Below are 19,714 nucleotides of genomic sequence, written 5' to 3'. Positions count from 1 at the left end.
AGAATATTCCAGACCATTACTGGTCGCTCATTTCTCCTGTACCACTGTCAGTCAAAAGATTAATAAAAACATCGTCATACCTCAAAAGAAAAGGGTTTAATCCCGCCTCCGCAAGCACGTTTTGACGATATGGCTTTGTCGTCATTTTAATAGGCTCAATAACTTTTATACGATGAGGATCCGGAATTGTCACTGCTATTTAAATTTTCCGGGGTATCTGTGATATCGATCTTAGCTTATCCATAAAAATACGATTTATTGTGAATATACCTCTTTCGCCATGAGGATTAATATAAACTCACTGGATTATTGACATACCCGTATGGGTTAAATCCTAATTCCTCGCTTTTTACTACGGCTCAATAGTGTTAGCGTCCATCGCATCATATTGTTTATGTGTTCCGATAAATCTCACGTATAGCCATAAAAAACTCAAGTCGATATTTTTCCTAATCTTCACAACGCAGAAAAATTGCCTAAATTAAAACTTTCCCATTAGCTGACTAAACATCAGCAATGTACTGAGCAACAGATGACGTTGTTCAGCCGTCAGGCGTAAATAACGACGACTGGCTGGCAACCGGCTGACAATCTCAGAAGCGGCAAAATGCACCACCTCAAACCGCCATTGCCCCTGATGAATATTCAATGTGAGATCCCGAAAATCCAATTCCGCCAACGTTTCACCAATTAACGGATACTGATTAAGTAAATCAATAACCTGCTGCCCAGATTCTGCCCCCTGACAACAATAATAAGTCACCGACTTCCGCCGAAATATCCCTTTAACTTTGGCTTTAATAATTATTTTTTCCTTCAGTGGCGTTATTCCGTCCAAACGAAAACAGCAACTTACAATGTAGGCCAGAAACAACGCTTTCGGCTTTTCACAAACTTCAATCTGCAATCCATCAGGCAAAATGATTTGCATACTTTTTGCTGATAAACGCTCACAACAATAAGGTGACAGATTCTGTTCCAGCCTGCTCAGGGTAACACCGGCCTGATAGCCGGCAGGATAGCGGGGTTTATTCAACCGCCGCCACACACGATCAAACAAGGGAACGAAGCGGCTCAAGTTTCACCTCCGGCAATTCACCTTTAGTAAAAGTATGCGAAAGCACCTGCTCAACCGGTACGGGTTTGAACGGATTCACCCGTTGCACACATAACGTCCAGAACAGAGCATAGCTGGCCGTCAGACCCAATATGATGGCGAATGGAATATATATTTCACTGGGATTCATTCCCGACGGGGTGATATGAATAATCGCCAGGATAATCCCCACACTGGAGATAATCTGAGGTAACGGGAAAAACGGTGATTTATAGGCACGATGCAAATCAGGCCTGCGGATACGCAGTAATACCACCGAACACGTCACCAGCAAATAAGCCACACACCAGGCACATACGGCAGCCAACACCAACGGCATAATCCGGTTCAAATCCCCCTGAATAATAAAGGCATGCAAACAAGGGATCATCACTGCAACCAGAATCCCAAATATTGGCGTCTTAAAACGTGGATGCAGGTAAGCGAAAATACGCGGCAATGCGCCATCCAATGCCATACCGTAGAGAATACGAGGTACCGCCGCCATCAGGGTATTAATCGTGGCCGCTCCCGCCAGTAATAACCCGATACCAATCCAATACTTACCAAAATCACCCATTACCTGACCCGCAAAAGCAGGGATCGCCATTGGCGTTTCCAGTAAATGAACATTATTTTCTGCATCCACCAGCACATTTTCCACCTGATGACTGATTGACACCCCATATATACACATACAAAAAGCCACGCCACACAAGCCTGTCATCATTGCCCGGGGAATCACTCTTGCAGAGTTTTTAATTTCAGGTGCCATCGGCGTCACCAGCTCACAACCGACAAACATAAACATCGCCATACCCACCAGACTCAGTACCGCCAATGGATCGCTCAGATTCAGCCCTTCACCAAACCAACTCTCCAGCGGCACAGAAAACGGTATCAATAACCCACAAATACTGAAAATAACCAACGTGCTCCACATGCAGAATGTCAGCACAATTTCAACTTTACTGAACGCTTCAATACCCAGCGCATTCAGTAATCCGAACGTAATAACCAGTCCAACACCTACCATCCACGACGCGTTATGACTTTCTACCACCGTATTCAGGTTCTCAAAATTAACTAACGCCATAACGCCGGACAGGATCGTTTCTGCCGTACCAGCAAAAATATGGACAATTAAATAAGCTGAAAGCGCACCAGTAATCGCCCAGAACCGTCCCATCCCACAAGAGATATAATCATAAACAGAACCGGATGTAGGCAAAATAGCTGCCGCCTCAGCAAACGTCGTCACCTGAGCCTGCATCATGATAAAACTGATCAACATTGCCAGGGCGAAAGTATCACCACCTATGCCAAAACCACTTGTCACGGTCAGAATAACCGGGCTTGCCATGATAACTCCGACTGAACTTGCCAGTGTGGTAGGAAACCCTACCACCCCCTTTTCAATGTGCGAAGTAAGCCGCGTTGACATATTCATCATGTTCCCTTTTATTCCGGTCGTAAAAATAACGCTCACAACGGTTCATATGTGAATTTTTTGTAAACTTTATCGAGGATAAATACACTATAGAAAGTGAACAGGAATACCGACCATCGTCCTAAAGAATGATACCCAAAGAGGGATGAGTCACAGAATAAGTATGACGAAAAATACAAACAGATAAAGCAAAACAAAAATAACCATTTAAATATCAATCAATAAAGAACAAACCTATTTATTAATACATAAAGAAATTATTTCAGATATGTACCAACATAGTATGATTAGTGAGTTATTATCACCTTAGGAAATTTCGTATATTGCAGCCCACATCACGTTATTAATATGTTTGTTTTGTGTTAATTCTGCGTTTTAATTAGCATTTGATTAATCGTCGATATTAATTTATCCAGTTAGATACTACTCTAAAGAGAGAACTTTCTTGTCTACCGTACTCCCGACCAGCCGTGAAAATGCCTTAATCAGTAGCTGCCTGAATACCATTGCCCATCTGGTTCCTATCTCAGCAGCGGCATTCTATCTGGTGAACAATGAGTTACACCCGGAGAATTACATTTTGTACGGTATTTCAGACGAAATACATAAAAATTATCTGGCTAATTTCCAGCCATTAGATCCACTGAGACCTGCCAATTATCAGCAAAATGAGATAAATATGATTAGCATGGATCAGCAGACACTTACGAAGAATAATAAGTATTACCATGAATTTATGCTGCCAAATAACATACAGGACATTGCGGAAATATTTATCCGCCAGCATAACCGGATTATTGCCGGCGTTTCTCTATTTCGAGATACACCATTTACCCCACCAGACTTTAACCGCCTCAGTACTATCTTGCCATTAATTGAATTAGCCGCCAGAGATTTACTGCCTGAAACGCCGGCTATTCTGACGGCTAAAGAGCAGGAAATTATTAATCTGGTAAGAGAAGGTTCAAGTAACAAACGTATTGCACAAATACTTGATATTTCCCTGTCTACGGTAAAAACCCACCTGCGTAATATCTTTGCCAAAACTAAAGTCACCAACCGCACTGAGCTGGTTTCCTGTGGGTTTATTACTCGACACTTGTAATTGGTCGGGTAGCCCATAAAACATGGCGGTCAACCAGTAGAAGTTACACAAGAGATAGCTTGATTATTATCGGACTAAGCTTCATATGTCACAGGTAATTTCATCGATCTGGCGGGAGGGAAATAGACTTGAAGTATCGAAAACTTTTATGCATTTGCTGACTGTCAGATCCAAGTCCCTTTCTGCCTAGCCGGTTTTGTAAAGAAGTGCGCATGCAAGCTATCATGCTCTCAACCACCATTGGGGAAAACCCAAACAGGTACATTGCAACATGTACGGACTCGCCCTTAAGCAAATCCGTACAAAGTTGTTGAATCAATTACTAACACCTATCTGTTTCATAAGTTCAGCATCGTCCCAGAACAGATACTCTTCATCCATAACCCCTTTTTTGTTCCAGTGCCCAAGTGTTACCATGGGGAGGTGATACGCCTTACCTGTAGGTTGAATAACCTTACCATCCGCGAGAACCATGGGTTTCGTAAATGTCCCATCATCAAACCCCGTTACAGCGGTCCATTCCGCATCAGCAGTACCAAACCGTACCGGGTGCTCTGTGATTCGGTTATCAGGGGCAAATGTCCACATATACTTCAGATCTTCAATATGCTTTCGAATGCCCTTAGTAGTATGACCATCAGGATAGTGAACAATAATGTCCATGGCATGGCTCTTATGTAGCTCCCACCATCTTTGGTCTGTGTAGACACGGAAATCAAGGTCGTCAAAGTTAGCCAGATTCCTTGCCAGAGCTTGGGGAATCCCTTTGACTTTCGGTGTTGGTTCGCCTACTTTCGTGCCGGGCCAATTGTTCTGCACCGAAAATGCCGCCGCGCTGGCAGTGAACAGTAAAAGCGTGAATAACGATAACCTATTGTGACTTTTCATAGTCTTTCCTCTTTAGTTAGTGCTAAAGGAACTCAAAGATTGTTCTGTAACGAGTTAAGTATTGTTGTTCTCCTTTCATTGGATAGATTAAAAATAATTGTTCATCAGTTTGCTTGACCTTGATTAGATGGAGAAGAACCATCCAAAACAACGCAATTTAGAAGGAGTAAGTAACTAAGATGACTCACACCGGATAACTATTGTATAGAAAGCCATCAATCTCCCCAATACTACGCCTAATAGAAAAGCATGTAAATAGTCACTAAATGAAATTATAACCATATAAAATCAACCAATGCCGATTGACCGTTTCTACATCAAAATCGATTTCCATCAATTTCAGGCAGGTAATCAGAAGGATTGTGGGTTGAATCGACACAGGTTTCGTAGACACCTCTGAGTCATATAAAATGACTTGCAGAAAGAACTGAAGTACAAAGATCTGGGCGGAGATACGCGCCTGTACGGTGAATAACGAGGAAACATACCAGATCAAAGACGCGATCTGTAAGCTCCAATCAGCGCTGGCTTATCGTGGATATACACCCGGCAGATCATTAATCAGGCAGAAAGATCGCGGAGCTCTTCCGGCTTTTAACTTTATTCTTCGACAGTGAACATATTAATATCATCTATCATGTCTTCTGTACCACTAGAAAAAAGGGCATCCATATTTTCTGAACGTTCAACCATATTTTATTTAGTCATATAATTTTTCAATCGGGTAGATTCACATAATAAATGCAACTTTTCAAAATGATAGTGAATTGCATTTAATTGAAAATCATTAACCATTAATAGAGAGTTGAAAAGAAATCCGCACGTAAAAGAATATTATCGGAACAGATGGATATTAAAGCGCTTTCTCGTCAGTTATTTTACGAATAAAACCCTAAAAAATAACGCAATAAAAAATGGATAAAACGGTTAATCTGGCAGGATTTAAGTCCTGAAAAAATATTGGAAAAATAACGATGCTTGGATTCACATTAAAGGTATAAAAAGAGGAACGATTTAAATAAAACCGTATAAAAGTAATATTATTTGACGGATAAGATAGTGTAAAAAAAGTTTAAATTGGCGTATGAGTCCTGTAGAGACTGTAATTTTAATTGTGTAATTGCCTTTTTTATTCAGTTTAATCATCATGATATATTATGTTTTATCTACGTTGATTATACTCAATTTTTATCTTTATTGACGTTATTTTACTGGGTCAAATCAGCCTGTAAATAGCCAGATGGTATAAAAATATACTTTTATTTTTTCGGATAATATTCTTTTTCTCGTTGATTTATCTTTAACTCCCTGTTAATAGTTTTAATGGAGTTCGATTAAACGCAATTTACTGTCCTTCTGAAAATCACGTTTATTGAGTTTAATCTGCCTTTTATATAAAAGCTTTAATCTCTATGTTCGTGTTTTTAAAGGGTCCCGATAGATTAGGTAAATGTAAAATAAACAGAGGATAGCATTGCCGACAAACACATTAAACATGGATGTGGATAGGCTGTTTTTAGCTACTCTGTATCTTTTTAAAAAGCAGGTATTAATGGAGTACCTGTTTTTTAACCCTTAACTGATTAATCACCGATAAAAATGAACTTGTGATTTTTAAAAAAGGGAAATACAGGTAAAAAGATAAAATGAATACTGTTAAAAAGGTGATATAGAGTGAAGCGATTCTCATTTCGAGAGTTTTCTTGTTTTTTAATTAAAAATTTATTTAATGAATGGTTTTCATTGGGCCATTTTTATAAATATAATCGTTTTTCTATTTACTTCTTTGTATTTAAATTTTTCCATTTTCATTAAATTGATACTCGGATTTTCTCGTTTTTCCTTTTTCTTGTATTTGATTTTTAGGTTTAAAACCAAAAGGAATAATAAATATACTAATGGTATTAAAATCAAAGTCGATTTCTTTAATCATTTTTAATACTGATAAATGCGGCAAATTCGACTAATAAGTGCAATTTTTCAGAATGGCGGTCAGTTGCTATAGTTATTTTTTCGCTATGCGGTTAACTCTGTTAAATGCTTTAATATAATCTCATGTTTTTGTTACTTCAATTAACCCACATTGAAGCGCTGGCCCTGGCCCAACTGGTTAAGCGGTTGTGTTGGTCTGAGATACGGGCCTGTGCGGTGAATGACGAGGAAGCGTATCAGATTAAGGATGTCATCGGTAAGCTCCAGTCCGCGCTGGCTTACTGTAAATATTCACCCCGGTAGATCATCATTCAGGCCGGAAGATCACAGAGATCTTCCGGTTTTTTATATTATCGTAGCGGTAACGGTAAACGACTGGTCAAGGGCCTTAATTGCTCTCTATCATCCCACAGTCCCGGAAACACCTCGAATTTCAAGTCATCACGGTTAATACCGGTATCAAAATAGCGACACAGACGTTCTGCTAACTCTTCATGTGACCACATATTGGTCAGTTCATATTTTTCAATGAGTTCCCGATCTTCTGGTAAGGTTAAGCCTTCTTTTAATACGGGTGCCAGTGTGGTTCCGATATCAATCAGTTTACCGCCCATAAATAAAAAAGAATTTTTATCCCCAAGATAATGATCACCATCGAATGAAGAATAAGGTTTTATCCAGTAATTATTATAGGATTGAGTATTAGGAATAACTGATTTGTCTTTAATTTTATCTGGCATCAATTTATAAACAGCATTGACAACTAAAATCCGAAACAAAATAGGCACTTGATTTAAATAAATATTTTTCCATACTCCATCTGTATTACAGATATCATAAAACTGCATTTCTACACTATTAAGCATCTGTCCAATGGTATACAGATTATCCCTCAGTTTAATATTAACCAGATGGTTATGCTTCCAGACAATTCGTTTCACCATTTAATCAACACAGCCGTCAGCAACGGCTGCCTCCTTTGCCGTTGCGTTTAATTGTTTGACCCAGATTTTCAAATCGCCGTTGTTCTAGTCCACGAGCAGTATCTTTACCTGCTTGAGAATAACCTTTATAGATAACTTCAGGTGGTTCACCACCAAAGCGCTCAAAATTGCTGCCATAACGGTAATCCAGCACTCTTGAACCCGGATGCTGCCCCTGCTTACTGGCATAGCCCACATACGGTTTGCCGGTTTCAGCATCAATACCCTGATAGGTGATATGCGTTGCCGTTTTAGGATTGCCCGCCCAACCTAAAGGGTCGATCCATGTCATCGGATTCGGCGCATAGGTATACAGATTCAGACCCCCGGCTAATCCAATCGGATCAGGCGTGATAAACCGGCCGATTTCCGGGGCACAATACTGATTAAGTATTAAGGTATTAAATCAACTTCCCTCTATATCAAGTAAATAATTAAGTTTTGGTTTCCATATATTTTCCCATTTGCTTTCTATATCTATTGAATAATTCTTTATATGGTAATAATCATTCTCATCATGATGAGATAGAAAGCATTGTTCAACGCAACTAATAATCCATTCCAATAATTGTTTAATTTCAAGATCATTATCATAACTTAAGAAAAATTCAGCAATTTCAATAAATTCCGTCATCAGATTCGGGCAAAAAATGGATTCTTCAAATAATGAATAACAAAATGTTCCCTCAATTAAATAACTTTTCAAAATAATAGATCACTTGGAGGGAACTCAGTCCGATTTTTGCGATCTGATCAATTGCGAAAAATCCCAAACCCCAACACGGACTGAGTGATGCCTATCATAGCACCTATACCTCAAGATGAATGCCAGAAAATGAGAAAACTTATCCATAAAACCCGTGATAAGAACTATTCCCGTCGATTAACGGCGTTATTGATGCTCAATGAAGGATTGACAGTGACTTATGTCGCCAAGACCCTTCATGCCGCACGCTCTTCCGTCAATCGTTGGGTTCAGTGGTTTACATTATATGGGCTGGAAGGACTCGAAAGTTTACCCGTTGGCCGACCTGTTGTCTGGGATCTCTCCCCGCTCTATAACCTCTTACTTTTCTTATTACAGCAATCCCCCCAAAAGTTAGGCTATCTCCGCTCTCGCTGGAGCCTTGAACTCATGACTCATACCCTCAATGAATTACTCAACCTCTCTCTGACGCAAAATGTCCTTTATCGTTACTTTGCTCAGGTGGGGATTGTCTGGCGTAGAGCGGCACCCACAGTGAAACAACCTGATCCCGAATACGATGAGAAAATGGCAAAGATCGCGGAAGCCAAAGCGAACATTTCAGAAAAACATCCCGTTTTTTATGAAGATGAGGTGGATATTGATTTAAACCCGAAAATCGGCGCGGACTGGTGCTTCAAAGGACAACAAAAACGGGTTATCACCCCGGGAAAAAACGAAAAACATTACCTTGCGGGCTGCCTTAATGCCCAAACAGAGCAAATCACCTATGTTAAAGGAGTAAAAAAGAATTCTGATTTATTTATCAAAATGTTAGATGAACTGAATCATCAATATCCCCATGCGGAAACCCTCACATTAATCTTAGATAACTACTGTATTCATAAAAGTCAGAAGGTAAAGGACTGGCTGGCACGACATCCAAAATTTACCCTGTTGTTTTTACCGGTCTATTCACCGTGGCTAAATAAAATAGAACGGTTATGGCAATCGCTCCATGAGACAATAACGCGAAATCATTGTTGTCAATTTATGTGGCAGTTACTGAATTATGTTGATGCCTTTTTGGCATCGTTTTCATCACAGCAAAAGCCAGGAAGACAAAAAATGGGTGTAGCACAATTATGAAATCTTATTTATGCTTAGCTTTTTTTCTTTTCACTTATATACGAAAGGATAAAAAACAAAACAATAATCACAAAGCTACCTATTAAAGATACAACCCACCACTCATCTGGAAAAAAATAAACTGACACAACACCCCATATAAAAATCGCCACAACGGGAATATTTGACCACAATAATTCTTTAAAAAACACAAAAAAAAGATCTTTGAACCATCCCATACTGAATGTTTTATTTTTCATTATAAATGCCCCATCATTCCCGTAAGTACACGAGCAACTTCTTCATCGTTTACCTGCTTGTTTTTAAACCCCTAAATTAAATAAATACCTTTTTCTAATTCAGGTTCAACTATAAAATATAACATTTCCAACTTTTTAAAATACAAAGCCCAATAGAGTTGGGGGCATGTTATTTTTAGATTATTTGCTGATATTGATGCTTTTTCTACATTCCCATATCCCTGAGCGATATTCAACATTCCATTAATGAACTTCTTAGCGACATTTTTCACTATGGTCTTTTTAATTACATTTAAATATATAGACTCTGCTATTATAGCCGACACCCCTAACTTAATTGATTTACCTGTTGCAATTTTTGAAGAAAATTTCAATATTAATTTATATATTCTTTCTTTTTCTCTTTCTTCGTTTCCTTTAAATATTTCATCAATATATGTTTCTATTATTCTTGCAATAAAATTTCTTTTCTCCTTATTTTTAAGATCCATGAGATTTAACTTCATTCTGTGATCTTCTTCTTTTATCCGTGCATATACATCTTCATAACCCTCAAAGAAATATGAAAGTTGCCAGAGTTTACGTCTCATACCTAAGCCTATAGTATCTACGACCTCTTCACCTAATTCTACAGTGTCATTTACAGCTCTTTCGAGCTTGAGGCCAGCTACACGATAAGCTTCTTCTACTCTCAAATTCCAATCATTTTGCCGATCTACCTCTCTCCAGAGGTCATCTTCGATACTAGAACCCATTACATAACTCCAAAATTAATGTTTGATTGAATTTTCATCAAATTTAAGTGTTAATACCCTACCATCAGATATTCGCATATTAACCATATCTGTTTTTGTAGATGATAATAACTGAAAACAAAACATCATAATTACAGCGAGTTTATCCTCAGATCTCACTGAACTATTAACCATGATATTATTTATTTTTTTCATCAAATCATCTTTTTCATCCATACAATATCTCCATTTTTAATTTAAAAATGAATATATCACATTCATATAAAACGTGACCACACCAATCAAGAACTTAAAAAATGATAACAACTAGCATCAATTTCATGCAAAAGAAAATACAAACTCCAAACATTTTATTTTAGTCAATAAAAAATAACATTAGTTTTTTTATATCACCAGTACTAATGTAGAACTGGCGACATTTTTTAAAAATCGTATTGGTAGTAGAATTTACGTCAATTTAGAAAATCCGGCTAAAAGTTGATAATTATCTTATATAACCCTCATTCCCCCTTTTTCTTTAGATTTCCTGAATTATTGGGAACCGGATCAAGTTTCCCTGTTGGGGTATGGCATTGCGTTTTAAGCTGCTCGACCAGCTGATAAGTGTTGTAGATGGCGGAGTAATTTCTGTCCACACCGGCACTGAAGAAAAATTGGGCACTCAACCCAACGACAAGAGTCGTAACCAGTGCTGTGGACAGCATCGTTCCGCCGACAATTTTCCAAAGGTTCTTTTTCAACTGGTCATAACGCGATGTAAGATCACGTTCCGCGCTCGCAATTTTATCCACAAAGCCACGACCATGCTAGCCGGGAAAGCTGAACCGGCAGAGGCGAAAGCGAAGAACTAAAAATGGCTAAAAAGCACAGATATTATCACATTGGACGGGATCACCGGCAGCCAACGGGAATATATTCAGTGGTTGCTTAAAACCAGCATGGGGAAAGGAAAAACGGAAAATATTTTGACGGCGGAGGCTATCGATTTACTGGCAATGAAACTCCGTACCCCATTACAGGTGCAGTTGCATCTGACGCTGGCCATGGAAGCCGGTTATCAAACTGGTGAAAAACCAATAACAGCAACGCTGACAGAATCGGTACTCTCGCGACAACTTGATGATTTAGAGCCGATGCTAACGCGTCATGGTTATCGTCTGAAAGATATGGTGGAACAATTTGATGCCAAACCTGCTGAAATCAGGGCACTGTTTAACAATCAGCTCGATCCGGTTCGCACGACAGAGTTGCGCAACAGAATGTTGGCGGTTGGGCTGCCAATATGATGGAATTCATTTGCAGTTATCGTGAGCAGGATGAAATGGAATGCGAGCATAAAAAATAAATGCGAACACATTTGCAGTTAATGTGAGCCTGAACCCAATTTCATTTGCAATGAGCGTGAGCCGAAAAAGCGGACAAATGCGAGTACGGCTGTTTTTAATTGCGAGCAGCTACACCTATCGGGGGATGGGCAAAAATAGCCCAAGGTGCGAGAGCATAAAAATGTGTGGGGCACTTATGCGGCCAAACAGTTAAAGAAGTTTCACCTGGCAACCTAAAGCGTCGCAAAACCAGAGGGTTGACATGGATGAGAACCACTTAACGGTATAAGTATTCATGGGTCATAATCCGGTTGAATTACCTATTTTACAGCCAAACAACTCAAGTGCCCCACAGATTTTTATGCTCTCACACCGATCCGGAAACCGAGGAATAGGGGTAGTGACCGGGTAGCTGGTCGAGTAGTCCTACATACAGTATATTGCAGCTATTCAGGAACAGGCAATGCCGGCAACATATTCACGTTATTGATTCAACTAAGAATTACGGTCAGTCGGGCCAGAACGTCATCCATGATTTTTGCAGGCACACGCTCAAGCTGCTTTCCGCCCCGTGCGCCCATGTCAATTGTGCGCGGCTGATCGCAGCGCACAACGCCGGTTGTACGTGTACCGGCACCGTCCAGCGATACTGCAAAGCCAGCGGTACGGGCAAAATTACCACCGCTGGTAACGGGTACCACTACAGGCAGGCGGGTCACGCGGTTAAAGGCCGCTGGCGTGACAATCAGCACCGGCCGCGTTCCCTGCTGCTCATGGCCCGCGGTAGGGTCGAGTGAGACAAGCCAGATTTCCCCTCTCTCCATATCAGATTGCCTCCCGGCCGGCAGCTGGCGCGTCCAGCCATTCACGATCTTCTGCACTGATTTCGGCATCCGGATCGCACTGTGCCAGCAGTTCAGCAAGCGAATATTGTGGGCGTTTGTGCGGCTCCACTATCAGCCGGCCATTATCAATGGTCATGCCGACTTCATTATCTGATCCCAGAGACAGTGCGTTCAGCAGCGCCGGCGGAACGGTCAACATAACGGAACCGCCGACTCTCTTCAGACGAGTAGTATGCATATTTCACCTCCATAAAAGTTATATATAAATATAACATCCAACAGGGAAATAAACTAGGCGGCAACACTAAAAAGTTAAATAAATATATAACTTTTTATCCCAGAAGCGTAACAGGCCCACTGCCAGCAGCGGTGCTACCCCGCGCCAGTAGACTAGGAAAATACATAGCAGGAACACCAGAACAGCGCCATGACTGACGAACATAGCTGTGTGATTTCATCATTTCCCATCATCTGAAGCATAATCAGATGGTCTAAGTCTTCTGAAGAAATCTTATCAGCGATTTCCTTTGCCACTATTCCGGTTATAGGAGAGCATAAAAATCTGTGGGGCACTTGAGTTGTTTGGCTGTAAAATAGGTAATTCAACCGGATTATGACCCATGAATACTTATACCGTTAAGTGGTTCTCATCCATGTCAACCCTCTGGTTTTGCGACGCTTTAGGTTGCCAGGTGAAACTTCTTTAACTGTTTGGCCGCATAAGTGCCCCACACATTTTTATGCTCTCGTTTTTGGTTCTAAGACGGAAACCCGGAGAAAAGAGAGCGCCACGAATAAAGTCACCGAATTTACCGCCGACGGTAATATTAATCTGCTGGCAAAAGATGATGTGACGCTGGAAGCCGCACGGGTTAACACGCAGAAAAATGCCAACATCACCAGCCGCACAGGTCAGGTGAATTTCAAGGCGGTGAAGAACACCACGTTTGAACAGACCATTACCGAGTCCACAGGCTTTTTTATTACCCACAGTGATAAAGGCTACATTGAAAATACCTGGGTGCTTCCGGCGATCCATCTCGGCGGAAAACTCACCGTAGAGGCCGCCAACGGGATCAACGCGGATATTAAAGCTAAAAATGGTCAGTCATTACAGGCTGCCGTCTCCGTCTTTGGCAATACCCCGCCGCCTGGCTGAAAGGGCTCAGTGAACGTCAGGATGTGCAATGGAACTTAGTCAAAGACGCGTATGACCGCTGGGATTATAAAAGCCAGCATCTGAACCCGGTGGTTTCAGCGGCGATGGCAGCGGGGGCGACCGCCAGTACCGCCGCTACCGTGGGCTCAATGGCTTACGGCGCGACGGCTTCCGGCATGGCGGCGCTGGCCTCTCAGGCGGCGGTCGCCCTGGTGGATAATCAGGGAGACTTATCCAAAACCTTAAAGGCGATGGGCAGCAGCGACACGGTTAAATCCACTTTCACGTCCATGGTAATGGGCGGCGCACTGGCGGGAAGCTGGATCCGGCAAAAGCCACCTTACCCCAACTGAGCAATCATGACTGGAGCAAAGTGGCTCAACGGGTCGCAGGCCAGTCCATCATCAGCTCCAGTCTGGGAACAACGATTACTGGCGGCAGCTTTAAAGACAATTTCACCACGGCTTTACTGTCTAATATTGGCAGCCAGATTAATGCGGAAGGAGCCAATTTAATTGGTAAAAACGGCCAAATATTGGGTTTACCCGGCAAGGCGATCAGCCATGCTGCGGTATCCGCTCTGGCCGCTGAGATAGGTGGAGGCAATGCAAAAGGTGCCGCAGTGGGTGCATTGGCAGCATAACTGGCAGCGATCACGCTGGATAAAACCTTTAGCGACCCAATGAGCATTCAGGCTGGCGGTAAAATTATCGGCGGCGTTGCCGGTGCGATTGCGACTCATAGCGCAGAAGGTGCGAACAGTGGTGCTAATGCCGGGGAAATCGTCATTGTCTACAATTCGCTAGCACACCTTCTGTCCGCAGCAGAGAAAGAAAGACTGGGTACAATCAAAGCTTACGAGGAGAAAAAGAAGGCCTTTTGTCAGCAGTCACCGGAGGCGTGTAAGCAAGCCGGGGAAATTATCAGCGTTGGTACTGACTTCGTGCCGGTTATCGGGGATATCAAAGGTTTTGTTGAAGCTGAGAGTGCATTAGATTATCTGGTCGCCGCGATAGCTATTATTCCCGGTGCAGGTGATGCTGCCGGAAAGACTATCAAAGCAGCAGAGAAAGCCTTACAAAAAGGTAATGTTGGGGAAGCCTCTAAATTTATCAATAAGGCCTGTGATGAAGTTAATACAGCGAAATATTTTGGTCAGGAAAGAAAATATTGGTCAGTCGATCCAGCTGAATTTAAAGGGAATAAAGTTTATCAACGGAATGATTTGTTTGATCCCGATGCAGTGGATGCTCGAGGTCGAACTAATATCCAAAGGATGAAAAAAGGTTTAGCTCCACTTGATGCGAATGGAAACTCTGTTAATCTACACCATATGTTACAAAAACAAGATGGCCCAATAGCTGAGATCACTCAATCTTTCCATAAAGATAATCATGGTATTTTACATATTAATGATAATAAAATTCCATCAGGAATTAATCGAACTGAATTCGATAAATGGCGTTCACAATACTGGAAAACCGGTCACAGGATTTTAAAAAGTAGGTGATTATGATCATAGAAGATGTAGATAAAGCGATTGAGATAATCAATGAAAATATTGAGTTAGCTGATTTTGAAGGCCCCAAAGATGAAAATTTAATTATCGCAGCCGAAAAAATTCTTGGCTTGAATTTTCCTATTGCTTACAGACATTTCTTAGAAATGCTGGGATGTGGAGATATTGCCGGTCAGGAATTTTATGGCTTGATTAAACCGAATTTTATTGATTCTGGCATTCCTGATGCTGTCTGGATAACAATGCAGGAACGTAATAACTCTAATTTACCAAATAATTATTTAATCATTTGCTCTACAGGTGATGGCGGTTATGTGGTCTTAGATTGTAGTAATACGAATAAAGAAGAAGGCGTTATTGAACAATGGGATCCTGGAGTAAAGAATCACCTCTATGCATTTAAGCCACTTGCTAGTAATTTTGGTGAATTCTTTTATACAAAAATACAAAGTGCTGTAGGATAGCCAGTTTCGAAATAAGATGAGTCCCGGTATTTTATAAACCGGGGCTATTATTACAATTCACTCTGTCACAATCAATCCACAGGAATAGCCACTAACCAAATCAATAACCTCCTTACAGTAAATGAAAGGAAAAATTCCAGACACAATGGCTTATCACGATAAAACGAATAACCTCACAGTAATCGTTGATGAAAAATCTGGCCGTGTGGTTACGGTAGACTTTGGGATTATAAAACAATGAATAAATTAAACAATATTACTCTTACTGAGTACGATCTTAGACAACTTAATTTGATGAAAGAGACTCTAGGAGCATATGTTGACAACAATCTTCCTTTAAATGTACTCATTGATCGCTTAAGAGATTTATTGGATTGCTTACAAGATGTGAATAATGAGTGGAGAGAGCAGTTTTATGAGCATTGTTTAGTTTAGAGCAAGTTTATGCTGTAGCTTTAGATAGAAATAAACCACTAAGTCAATATGAAAGTTATATTAATGATTCAGTTAAAGGACTAAATAACTTGTTAGGATGGTGATAAAAGATATTGGTCTTTTTGAACTGGACCCCAATTTTTGGTCAATTTCATCCGGTCGATAACATGGCTTGGGTCCGGTATTGTACTGGACTTAGGCCATTCAATTTCAAAGGTTTTGTCGAAGCTGAGAGTGCATTAGATTTTTAGGGTTGTTGTATAATTCGCTACCCACCTGGGAAAAAGATGCACTGATAAGTTTGGTAATGAATGGACAAAAGGATCTTCCAGAACTCAAGGACAACCTTTTGAATGGGATGTCCAACTTTCACCACAAGGAAAGATTCAATTGGGCTGGGCGAGTAGAGAGGGTAAACATCTAAATGTTTCGCTTGACGGGAGAATGACACATAAATGAAAGATAAATTCACTTTCTATCAAGAGGTTATTATTCAAGATATTGATCGTGTAATAGAATATAGCCATCAAAAAGGTGTTATTTTTGGTATTGGTGAAGACGAAGGGTTAGGGAAATCATATGCTGTTTATATACCCGTAATCATTGAAGATGCTTGATTTTATCCGAAATGGAGATCATTATCCTCGCTATGAAAATATTCATTACCGATGAACAAAAAGCCGAGCTTGAACACCTCCATCACACCTGCCGTGATAAGAGGGAGTGTGATCGCATCAAAGCGGTTCTGCTGGCCTCTGAAGGCTGGAGTTCAGTGATGATCGCTCAGGCCCTGCGTCTTCATGAAACGACCGTTAATCGTCATATCAGCGATTACCTTAATCACCGCAAACTCAAGCCCGAAAATGGCGGCTCTCAGAGCCCTCTCAGCGAAACCCAGACTCAGGCATTTATCGCTTATCTGACCGCGAATCTTCTGCCCACCACACAGGCTGTTATCCGCCTTGTCAAAGAAGAGTGGGATATCCGTTACACCGTTCCCGGCATGAATAAATGGCTGCACCACAATGGCTTCAGTTATAAAAAACCGACCGGCGTGCCACACAAGTTCAACGCGGAACAGCAACGGGCCTTTATGGAAGCCTACGGGAAACTGAAGCAGGCAGCCGGAGACCATGAGCCCATCCTGTTCATTGATGGCGTCCATCCCACGCAGGGAGCAAAACTGGCTTATGGCTGGATGCGCAAAGGCCAGAAAACGGCGGTGAAAACCACGGGAAGCCGTACCCGTCTGAACCTGATGGGCGCCCTGAATCTGGCCGATATCAGTAAAACGGTGATACGCGAGTATGACCGTATCGACAGTTATCACATCGCCGAGTTCTTCATTGCCCTGCGTGAAACCTATCCGGTCAGTCAGAAGGTTCATATTATCCTTGACGGAGCCGGTTACCACCGGAGTAAGCTGGTGAAAGACTGGGCTTATGTGATGAATATCGACCTTCATTACTTACCGCCATACAGCCCGGATCTGAACCCGATAGAAAGGCTGTGGAAGGTGATGAATGAACAGGTCAGAAATAACCCTTATTTCGCCTCGACGGCCTTGTTCAGGCAGGCAATACATCGCTTTTTTACGGAAATATTACCGGAACTTGCCGGGAACCTGTCGTGCCGTATTAATGACAATTTCCAGGTTCTGAATCCTGCATCTTCAAGTTAAGAGGGTATATATTGACTTGCTGCTCATACCCAAAAAGCAATATTGAAATATAGGAAAAAAATGAAGTATATTTATTTGTTTTTATCTATAATAATGTCATTAAGAGCATATTCATTTGATGACATGAAACTTAGTTTTGTTGAAGGTGGTGATTTTTACGTTGGTAGTGTATTTGGCGCTCAAAATTATGAATCTCATTCTAATGTTAAATTAAATTCTTTTTATATCATGAAGAATGAAGTTACTTATTCAGAATATAAAGAGGTATATGAATGGGCTATATTAAATGGTTATGATTTTGATGATGGATGTAACGGGGCATATTATGAAGATTGTCTTCCCCCTGAACAGGATGAAGGCAGGCATCCTGTGACGAATATTAAATGGCTAGATACCGTTCTTTTTTCAAATGCATTAAGTGAGAAATTAAAACTCACTCCAGTATATTTTCAAAAAGGAAATAAAATTATTAGAAAAGAAGACAAAAGCTTAGAGGTTTTTATAAATATAAAGGCTAATGGCTATCGTTTACCTACCTTAAACGAATGGCATGTTGCAGCAAGGGGGGGAAAACCTGCCTTACGATTAGGAAGATATGGATACTATCACTCTGGGAGCAATGATTCTAAGAAGGTGGCGTGGTATCCAGAGTTTAATACAAGTAATTTTGGAACACAGGTTGTAGGTAAATTATCTCCAAACGACTTAGGTTTATACGATATGAGTGGAAATGTTTCTGAATGGGTCTATGATAGTTATGAGCTTGGTAAAGTTAAGTTGTATTATTTTTGTGGTGGAAGTTATCTTTTCCATTCAAACAGCTTGTCCAATTGTGATAACCATAGTTCAGGATATATGATGCCAGATGTTGGGTTTAGATTAGTTAGGAGTTATTTAAATGAAACATAAATTTTACCTTATTTTTATTTTCCTTTTCTCGTTTAAGGCATTTTCTCATTGCGGAAATAAGGTAAATCTAAAGGATGGAATCAATCTTATAGATTTGAACGGTGATGGAAAAAAAGATGTGGTTTTTTATGCTAAATTTGAAAACAATACATCTCATCCAAGTAATACATTAACTGTTTTTATGAAAAATGAAAGTGGAAAGTTTAATATAGTTCCACTCCCAAATGATACTGGCTTTACTTGGTTTGATTTTAAATTATCTGCTTCTGAAATAAAAATACAAGATTACGAGCTAAGAGTAAAAAATGGGGTTTATTATATTATTTTTTTTCGCAAAAAAAATAATGATGATGACATATTTGGAGAATATCCAGTGGAATTTATTAAATATGATATAAAGTATAACAATGAAGTACCTGGCATTTCAAATTATTATTGGAATTATACTAAATCCTATCTTACAAAGAAAAAATATAAAAATGCTAGTGATTCCATAACAGAATACAATATAAAGTGTGGTTTATGAAAAATTATTTTTTATTGTTTTTATTGTTTTTATTGTTTTTATTGTTTTTATCTTTTTTTTGTCATTCAGAAGGAAATGAATTGTTTAGAAATAAAATACAAAAAGAAATTGACGATAAAATATTATTATGCCTAGGTGAGACTGAATGGCCAGTATCAATTAATGAGGATTCTATATGGGCTAATGCGAACATGGAATCTCTTGTTGATGCTGGATTAGTAAAGTTGGATTTTAAAAGAGGAAAAAATAAATTATGGAATTTAACCAATTTAGGGAAAAAAGAATTTAATAAAAATGGTGATTTTTGTTACGGTAGAATGATGTTACAAGACATTCTAAATATAAATTACATAAATAAAAAAAGAGGATTTATAGTTTTTAACTACTATGTACACTTATTACCTGAATGGGCTAAAAACAAATCAATAAGGTTTGCATATTCTTATCTAGATAATATTATTACAGGCATTGACAATGAAAAATATCAAATTGAATTTGAAAAATCTGACACTGGGGTTATTAAAATAATAAGTGATCCTGTTCAACTTGAAATTCTTTACTAATTTTAA

25 protein-coding genes and 3 pseudogenes are annotated in these 19,714 nt (G+C 39.9%); 14 read left to right on the top strand and 14 right to left on the bottom strand.

The window, feature by feature from the left end:
• Nucleotides 1-481: 481 nt before the first annotated feature.
• Nucleotides 482-1,078 carry a DUF3156 family protein gene (locus ACUN2T_RS22195; RefSeq protein WP_445495075.1) on the bottom strand — a complete coding sequence of 199 codons (597 nt, stop codon included), beginning with the start codon at nucleotides 1,076-1,078 and terminating at the stop codon, nucleotides 482-484.
• Nucleotides 1,053-2,546 (bottom strand): APC family permease, encoded by a 1,494-nt coding sequence (locus ACUN2T_RS22190; protein ID WP_445497956.1) that lies wholly within the window; start codon nucleotides 2,544-2,546, stop codon nucleotides 1,053-1,055. The genes ACUN2T_RS22195 and ACUN2T_RS22190 overlap by 26 nt, the downstream gene beginning before the upstream one ends.
• 445 nt (nucleotides 2,547-2,991) lie before the next feature.
• Between ACUN2T_RS22190 and ACUN2T_RS22185 the strand changes: the two genes are divergently transcribed.
• Nucleotides 2,992-3,651 (top strand): response regulator transcription factor, encoded by a 660-nt coding sequence (locus tag ACUN2T_RS22185; protein WP_445495074.1) that lies wholly within the window; start codon nucleotides 2,992-2,994, stop codon nucleotides 3,649-3,651.
• Between the two features lie 315 nt (nucleotides 3,652-3,966).
• Here ACUN2T_RS22185 and ACUN2T_RS22180 read toward each other — a convergent pair whose 3' ends face one another.
• On the bottom strand, nucleotides 3,967-4,539 hold the full coding sequence (locus ACUN2T_RS22180; RefSeq protein ID WP_445495073.1) for a hypothetical protein: 573 nt from the start codon (nucleotides 4,537-4,539) through the stop codon (nucleotides 3,967-3,969).
• A gap of 467 nt (nucleotides 4,540-5,006) precedes the next feature.
• Here ACUN2T_RS22180 and ACUN2T_RS22175 point away from each other — a divergent pair, with 467 nt between their 5' ends.
• Nucleotides 5,007-5,156, top strand: a complete 150-nt coding sequence (locus ACUN2T_RS22175) for a DUF7706 family protein (RefSeq protein WP_445495072.1) — start codon at nucleotides 5,007-5,009, stop codon at nucleotides 5,154-5,156.
• Nucleotides 5,157-6,331: 1,175 nt separating this feature from the next.
• Here the strand turns inward: ACUN2T_RS22175 and ACUN2T_RS22170 are convergent.
• Nucleotides 6,332-6,472, bottom strand: coding sequence for a hypothetical protein (locus ACUN2T_RS22170; protein ID WP_445495071.1), 141 nt, complete (start codon nucleotides 6,470-6,472; stop codon nucleotides 6,332-6,334).
• Between the two features lie 122 nt (nucleotides 6,473-6,594).
• Here ACUN2T_RS22170 and ACUN2T_RS22165 point away from each other — a divergent pair, with 122 nt between their 5' ends.
• Entirely contained in the window at nucleotides 6,595-6,774 is a 180-nt protein-coding gene (locus ACUN2T_RS22165; protein WP_445495070.1) for a DUF7706 family protein, read from the top strand.
• Between the two features lie 47 nt (nucleotides 6,775-6,821).
• Here ACUN2T_RS22165 and ACUN2T_RS22160 read toward each other — a convergent pair whose 3' ends face one another.
• The 3 genes and pseudogenes from ACUN2T_RS22160 to ACUN2T_RS22150 all read right to left on the bottom strand — a co-directional run bounded on the left by ACUN2T_RS22160 (nucleotide 6,822) and on the right by ACUN2T_RS22150 (nucleotide 8,160).
• A complete protein-coding gene (locus ACUN2T_RS22160; RefSeq protein ID WP_445495069.1) occupies nucleotides 6,822-7,337 on the bottom strand; it encodes a hypothetical protein in 516 nt (171 codons plus the stop codon).
• A 378-nt stretch (nucleotides 7,338-7,715) separates the two neighbouring features.
• Nucleotides 7,716-7,836 (bottom strand): annotated as a pseudogene (locus tag ACUN2T_RS22155) (RHS repeat-associated core domain-containing protein); the annotation flags it as partial.
• 24 nt (nucleotides 7,837-7,860) lie between these two features.
• Nucleotides 7,861-8,160, bottom strand: coding sequence for a hypothetical protein (locus ACUN2T_RS22150; RefSeq protein ID WP_445495068.1), 300 nt, complete (start codon nucleotides 8,158-8,160; stop codon nucleotides 7,861-7,863).
• Nucleotides 8,161-8,247: 87 nt separating this feature from the next.
• On the opposite strand from ACUN2T_RS22150, the gene ACUN2T_RS22145 reads away from it, so the two are divergent.
• Complete coding sequence (locus ACUN2T_RS22145) at nucleotides 8,248-9,288, top strand: IS630-like element ISPlu16 family transposase (protein ID WP_445493697.1); 1,041 nt, start codon at nucleotides 8,248-8,250, stop codon at nucleotides 9,286-9,288.
• A 14-nt stretch (nucleotides 9,289-9,302) separates the two neighbouring features.
• On the opposite strand, the gene ACUN2T_RS22140 is transcribed toward ACUN2T_RS22145, so the two are convergent.
• The 4 genes from ACUN2T_RS22140 to ACUN2T_RS22125 all read right to left on the bottom strand — a co-directional run bounded on the left by ACUN2T_RS22140 (nucleotide 9,303) and on the right by ACUN2T_RS22125 (nucleotide 11,073).
• Entirely contained in the window at nucleotides 9,303-9,527 is a 225-nt protein-coding gene (locus ACUN2T_RS22140) for a hypothetical protein (RefSeq protein WP_445495067.1), read from the bottom strand.
• A 71-nt stretch (nucleotides 9,528-9,598) separates the two neighbouring features.
• On the bottom strand, nucleotides 9,599-10,282 hold the full coding sequence (locus ACUN2T_RS22135; RefSeq protein WP_445495066.1) for a hypothetical protein: 684 nt from the start codon (nucleotides 10,280-10,282) through the stop codon (nucleotides 9,599-9,601).
• A gap of 15 nt (nucleotides 10,283-10,297) precedes the next feature.
• On the bottom strand, nucleotides 10,298-10,498 hold the full coding sequence (locus ACUN2T_RS22130; protein ID WP_445495065.1) for a hypothetical protein: 201 nt from the start codon (nucleotides 10,496-10,498) through the stop codon (nucleotides 10,298-10,300).
• A 284-nt stretch (nucleotides 10,499-10,782) separates the two neighbouring features.
• Nucleotides 10,783-11,073: a hypothetical protein gene (locus ACUN2T_RS22125; RefSeq protein WP_445495064.1), complete on the bottom strand. Its 291-nt coding sequence runs from the start codon at nucleotides 11,071-11,073 to the stop codon at nucleotides 10,783-10,785.
• 75 nt (nucleotides 11,074-11,148) lie between these two features.
• Between ACUN2T_RS22125 and ACUN2T_RS22120 the strand changes: the two are divergent.
• Nucleotides 11,149-11,568: pseudogene (locus ACUN2T_RS22120) on the top strand (ExeA family protein); the annotation flags it as partial.
• 530 nt (nucleotides 11,569-12,098) lie between these two features.
• On the opposite strand, the gene pemK-mt reads toward ACUN2T_RS22120, so the two are convergent.
• The 3 genes from pemK-mt to ACUN2T_RS22105 form a co-directional block, all read right to left on the bottom strand.
• Nucleotides 12,099-12,431, bottom strand: a complete 333-nt coding sequence (pemK-mt, locus tag ACUN2T_RS22115; RefSeq protein ID WP_445495063.1) for a type II toxin-antitoxin system toxin endoribonuclease PemK-mt — start codon at nucleotides 12,429-12,431, stop codon at nucleotides 12,099-12,101.
• Nucleotide 12,432: 1 nt separating this feature from the next.
• On the bottom strand, nucleotides 12,433-12,690 hold the full coding sequence (locus tag ACUN2T_RS22110) for an AbrB/MazE/SpoVT family DNA-binding domain-containing protein (RefSeq protein WP_445495062.1): 258 nt from the start codon (nucleotides 12,688-12,690) through the stop codon (nucleotides 12,433-12,435).
• 94 nt (nucleotides 12,691-12,784) lie between these two features.
• Nucleotides 12,785-12,913, bottom strand: coding sequence for a hypothetical protein (locus ACUN2T_RS22105; protein ID WP_445495061.1), 129 nt, complete (start codon nucleotides 12,911-12,913; stop codon nucleotides 12,785-12,787).
• A gap of 290 nt (nucleotides 12,914-13,203) precedes the next feature.
• On the opposite strand from ACUN2T_RS22105, the pseudogene ACUN2T_RS22100 reads away from it, so the two are divergent.
• The 9 genes and pseudogenes from ACUN2T_RS22100 to ACUN2T_RS22060 all read left to right on the top strand — a co-directional run.
• Nucleotides 13,204-15,121 (top strand): annotated as a pseudogene (locus ACUN2T_RS22100) (DUF637 domain-containing protein); the annotation flags it as partial.
• Nucleotides 15,122-15,123: 2 nt separating this feature from the next.
• The gene (locus tag ACUN2T_RS22095; RefSeq protein WP_445495059.1) at nucleotides 15,124-15,594 is read left to right on the top strand and encodes an SMI1/KNR4 family protein; all 471 of its coding nucleotides are present in this window, start codon (nucleotides 15,124-15,126) and stop codon (nucleotides 15,592-15,594) included.
• A 237-nt stretch (nucleotides 15,595-15,831) separates the two neighbouring features.
• Nucleotides 15,832-16,029, top strand: a complete 198-nt coding sequence (locus tag ACUN2T_RS22090; RefSeq protein ID WP_445495058.1) for a hypothetical protein — start codon at nucleotides 15,832-15,834, stop codon at nucleotides 16,027-16,029.
• 276 nt (nucleotides 16,030-16,305) lie between these two features.
• Nucleotides 16,306-16,488 (top strand): polymorphic toxin type 17 domain-containing protein, encoded by a 183-nt coding sequence (locus ACUN2T_RS22085; protein WP_445497955.1) that lies wholly within the window; start codon nucleotides 16,306-16,308, stop codon nucleotides 16,486-16,488.
• Nucleotides 16,485-16,646, top strand: coding sequence for a hypothetical protein (locus tag ACUN2T_RS22080; RefSeq protein WP_445495057.1), 162 nt, complete (start codon nucleotides 16,485-16,487; stop codon nucleotides 16,644-16,646). The genes ACUN2T_RS22085 and ACUN2T_RS22080 overlap by 4 nt, the downstream gene beginning before the upstream one ends.
• Before the next feature lie 32 nt (nucleotides 16,647-16,678).
• Nucleotides 16,679-17,710 (top strand): IS630 family transposase, encoded by a 1,032-nt coding sequence (locus tag ACUN2T_RS22075; protein ID WP_445495056.1) that lies wholly within the window; start codon nucleotides 16,679-16,681, stop codon nucleotides 17,708-17,710.
• Between the two features lie 60 nt (nucleotides 17,711-17,770).
• Nucleotides 17,771-18,619: an SUMF1/EgtB/PvdO family nonheme iron enzyme gene (locus tag ACUN2T_RS22070; protein ID WP_445495055.1), complete on the top strand. Its 849-nt coding sequence runs from the start codon at nucleotides 17,771-17,773 to the stop codon at nucleotides 18,617-18,619.
• Nucleotides 18,609-19,145, top strand: coding sequence for a carbapenem biosynthesis protein CpmG (cpmG, locus tag ACUN2T_RS22065; protein ID WP_445495054.1), 537 nt, complete (start codon nucleotides 18,609-18,611; stop codon nucleotides 19,143-19,145). Before ACUN2T_RS22070 ends, cpmG begins: the two co-directional genes overlap by 11 nt.
• On the top strand, nucleotides 19,142-19,708 hold the full coding sequence (locus tag ACUN2T_RS22060) for a carbapenem biosynthesis protein CpmH (protein WP_445495053.1): 567 nt from the start codon (nucleotides 19,142-19,144) through the stop codon (nucleotides 19,706-19,708). The genes cpmG and ACUN2T_RS22060 overlap by 4 nt, the downstream gene beginning before the upstream one ends.
• The last annotated feature ends 6 nt before the right edge of the window (nucleotides 19,709-19,714 follow it).

The sequence above is a fragment of the Photorhabdus machadonis genome, from assembly GCF_052657765.1.
This window is presented reverse-complemented; position numbering and strand designations above follow the sequence as displayed.

Bases quoted from the DNA above. Each gene is read 5' to 3' on its own strand.
- ACUN2T_RS22190 (WP_445497956.1), bottom strand. From the start codon at position 2,546: ATGAATATGTCAACGCGGCTTACTTCGCACATTGAAAAGGGGGTGGTA.
- ACUN2T_RS22180 (WP_445495073.1), bottom strand. From the start codon at position 4,539: ATGAAAAGTCACAATAGGTTATCGTTATTCACGCTTTTACTGTTCACT.
- ACUN2T_RS22170 (WP_445495071.1), bottom strand. From the start codon at position 6,472: ATGATTAAAGAAATCGACTTTGATTTTAATACCATTAGTATATTTATT.
- ACUN2T_RS22165 (WP_445495070.1), top strand. From the start codon at position 6,595: ATGTTTTTGTTACTTCAATTAACCCACATTGAAGCGCTGGCCCTGGCC.
- ACUN2T_RS22160 (WP_445495069.1), bottom strand. From the start codon at position 7,337: ATGCTTAATAGTGTAGAAATGCAGTTTTATGATATCTGTAATACAGAT.
- ACUN2T_RS22145 (WP_445493697.1), top strand. From the start codon at position 8,248: ATGCCTATCATAGCACCTATACCTCAAGATGAATGCCAGAAAATGAGA.
- ACUN2T_RS22140 (WP_445495067.1), bottom strand. From the start codon at position 9,527: ATGAAAAATAAAACATTCAGTATGGGATGGTTCAAAGATCTTTTTTTT.
- ACUN2T_RS22135 (WP_445495066.1), bottom strand. From the start codon at position 10,282: ATGGGTTCTAGTATCGAAGATGACCTCTGGAGAGAGGTAGATCGGCAA.
- ACUN2T_RS22130 (WP_445495065.1), bottom strand. From the start codon at position 10,498: ATGGATGAAAAAGATGATTTGATGAAAAAAATAAATAATATCATGGTT.
- pemK-mt (WP_445495063.1), bottom strand. From the start codon at position 12,431: ATGGAGAGAGGGGAAATCTGGCTTGTCTCACTCGACCCTACCGCGGGC.
- ACUN2T_RS22110 (WP_445495062.1), bottom strand. From the start codon at position 12,690: ATGCATACTACTCGTCTGAAGAGAGTCGGCGGTTCCGTTATGTTGACC.
- ACUN2T_RS22105 (WP_445495061.1), bottom strand. From the start codon at position 12,913: ATGATGAAATCACACAGCTATGTTCGTCAGTCATGGCGCTGTTCTGGT.
- ACUN2T_RS22095 (WP_445495059.1), top strand. From the start codon at position 15,124: ATGATCATAGAAGATGTAGATAAAGCGATTGAGATAATCAATGAAAAT.
- ACUN2T_RS22090 (WP_445495058.1), top strand. From the start codon at position 15,832: ATGAATAAATTAAACAATATTACTCTTACTGAGTACGATCTTAGACAA.
- ACUN2T_RS22080 (WP_445495057.1), top strand. From the start codon at position 16,485: ATGAAAGATAAATTCACTTTCTATCAAGAGGTTATTATTCAAGATATT.
- ACUN2T_RS22075 (WP_445495056.1), top strand. From the start codon at position 16,679: ATGAAAATATTCATTACCGATGAACAAAAAGCCGAGCTTGAACACCTC.
- ACUN2T_RS22070 (WP_445495055.1), top strand. From the start codon at position 17,771: ATGAAGTATATTTATTTGTTTTTATCTATAATAATGTCATTAAGAGCA.
- cpmG (WP_445495054.1), top strand. From the start codon at position 18,609: ATGAAACATAAATTTTACCTTATTTTTATTTTCCTTTTCTCGTTTAAG.
- ACUN2T_RS22060 (WP_445495053.1), top strand. From the start codon at position 19,142: ATGAAAAATTATTTTTTATTGTTTTTATTGTTTTTATTGTTTTTATTG.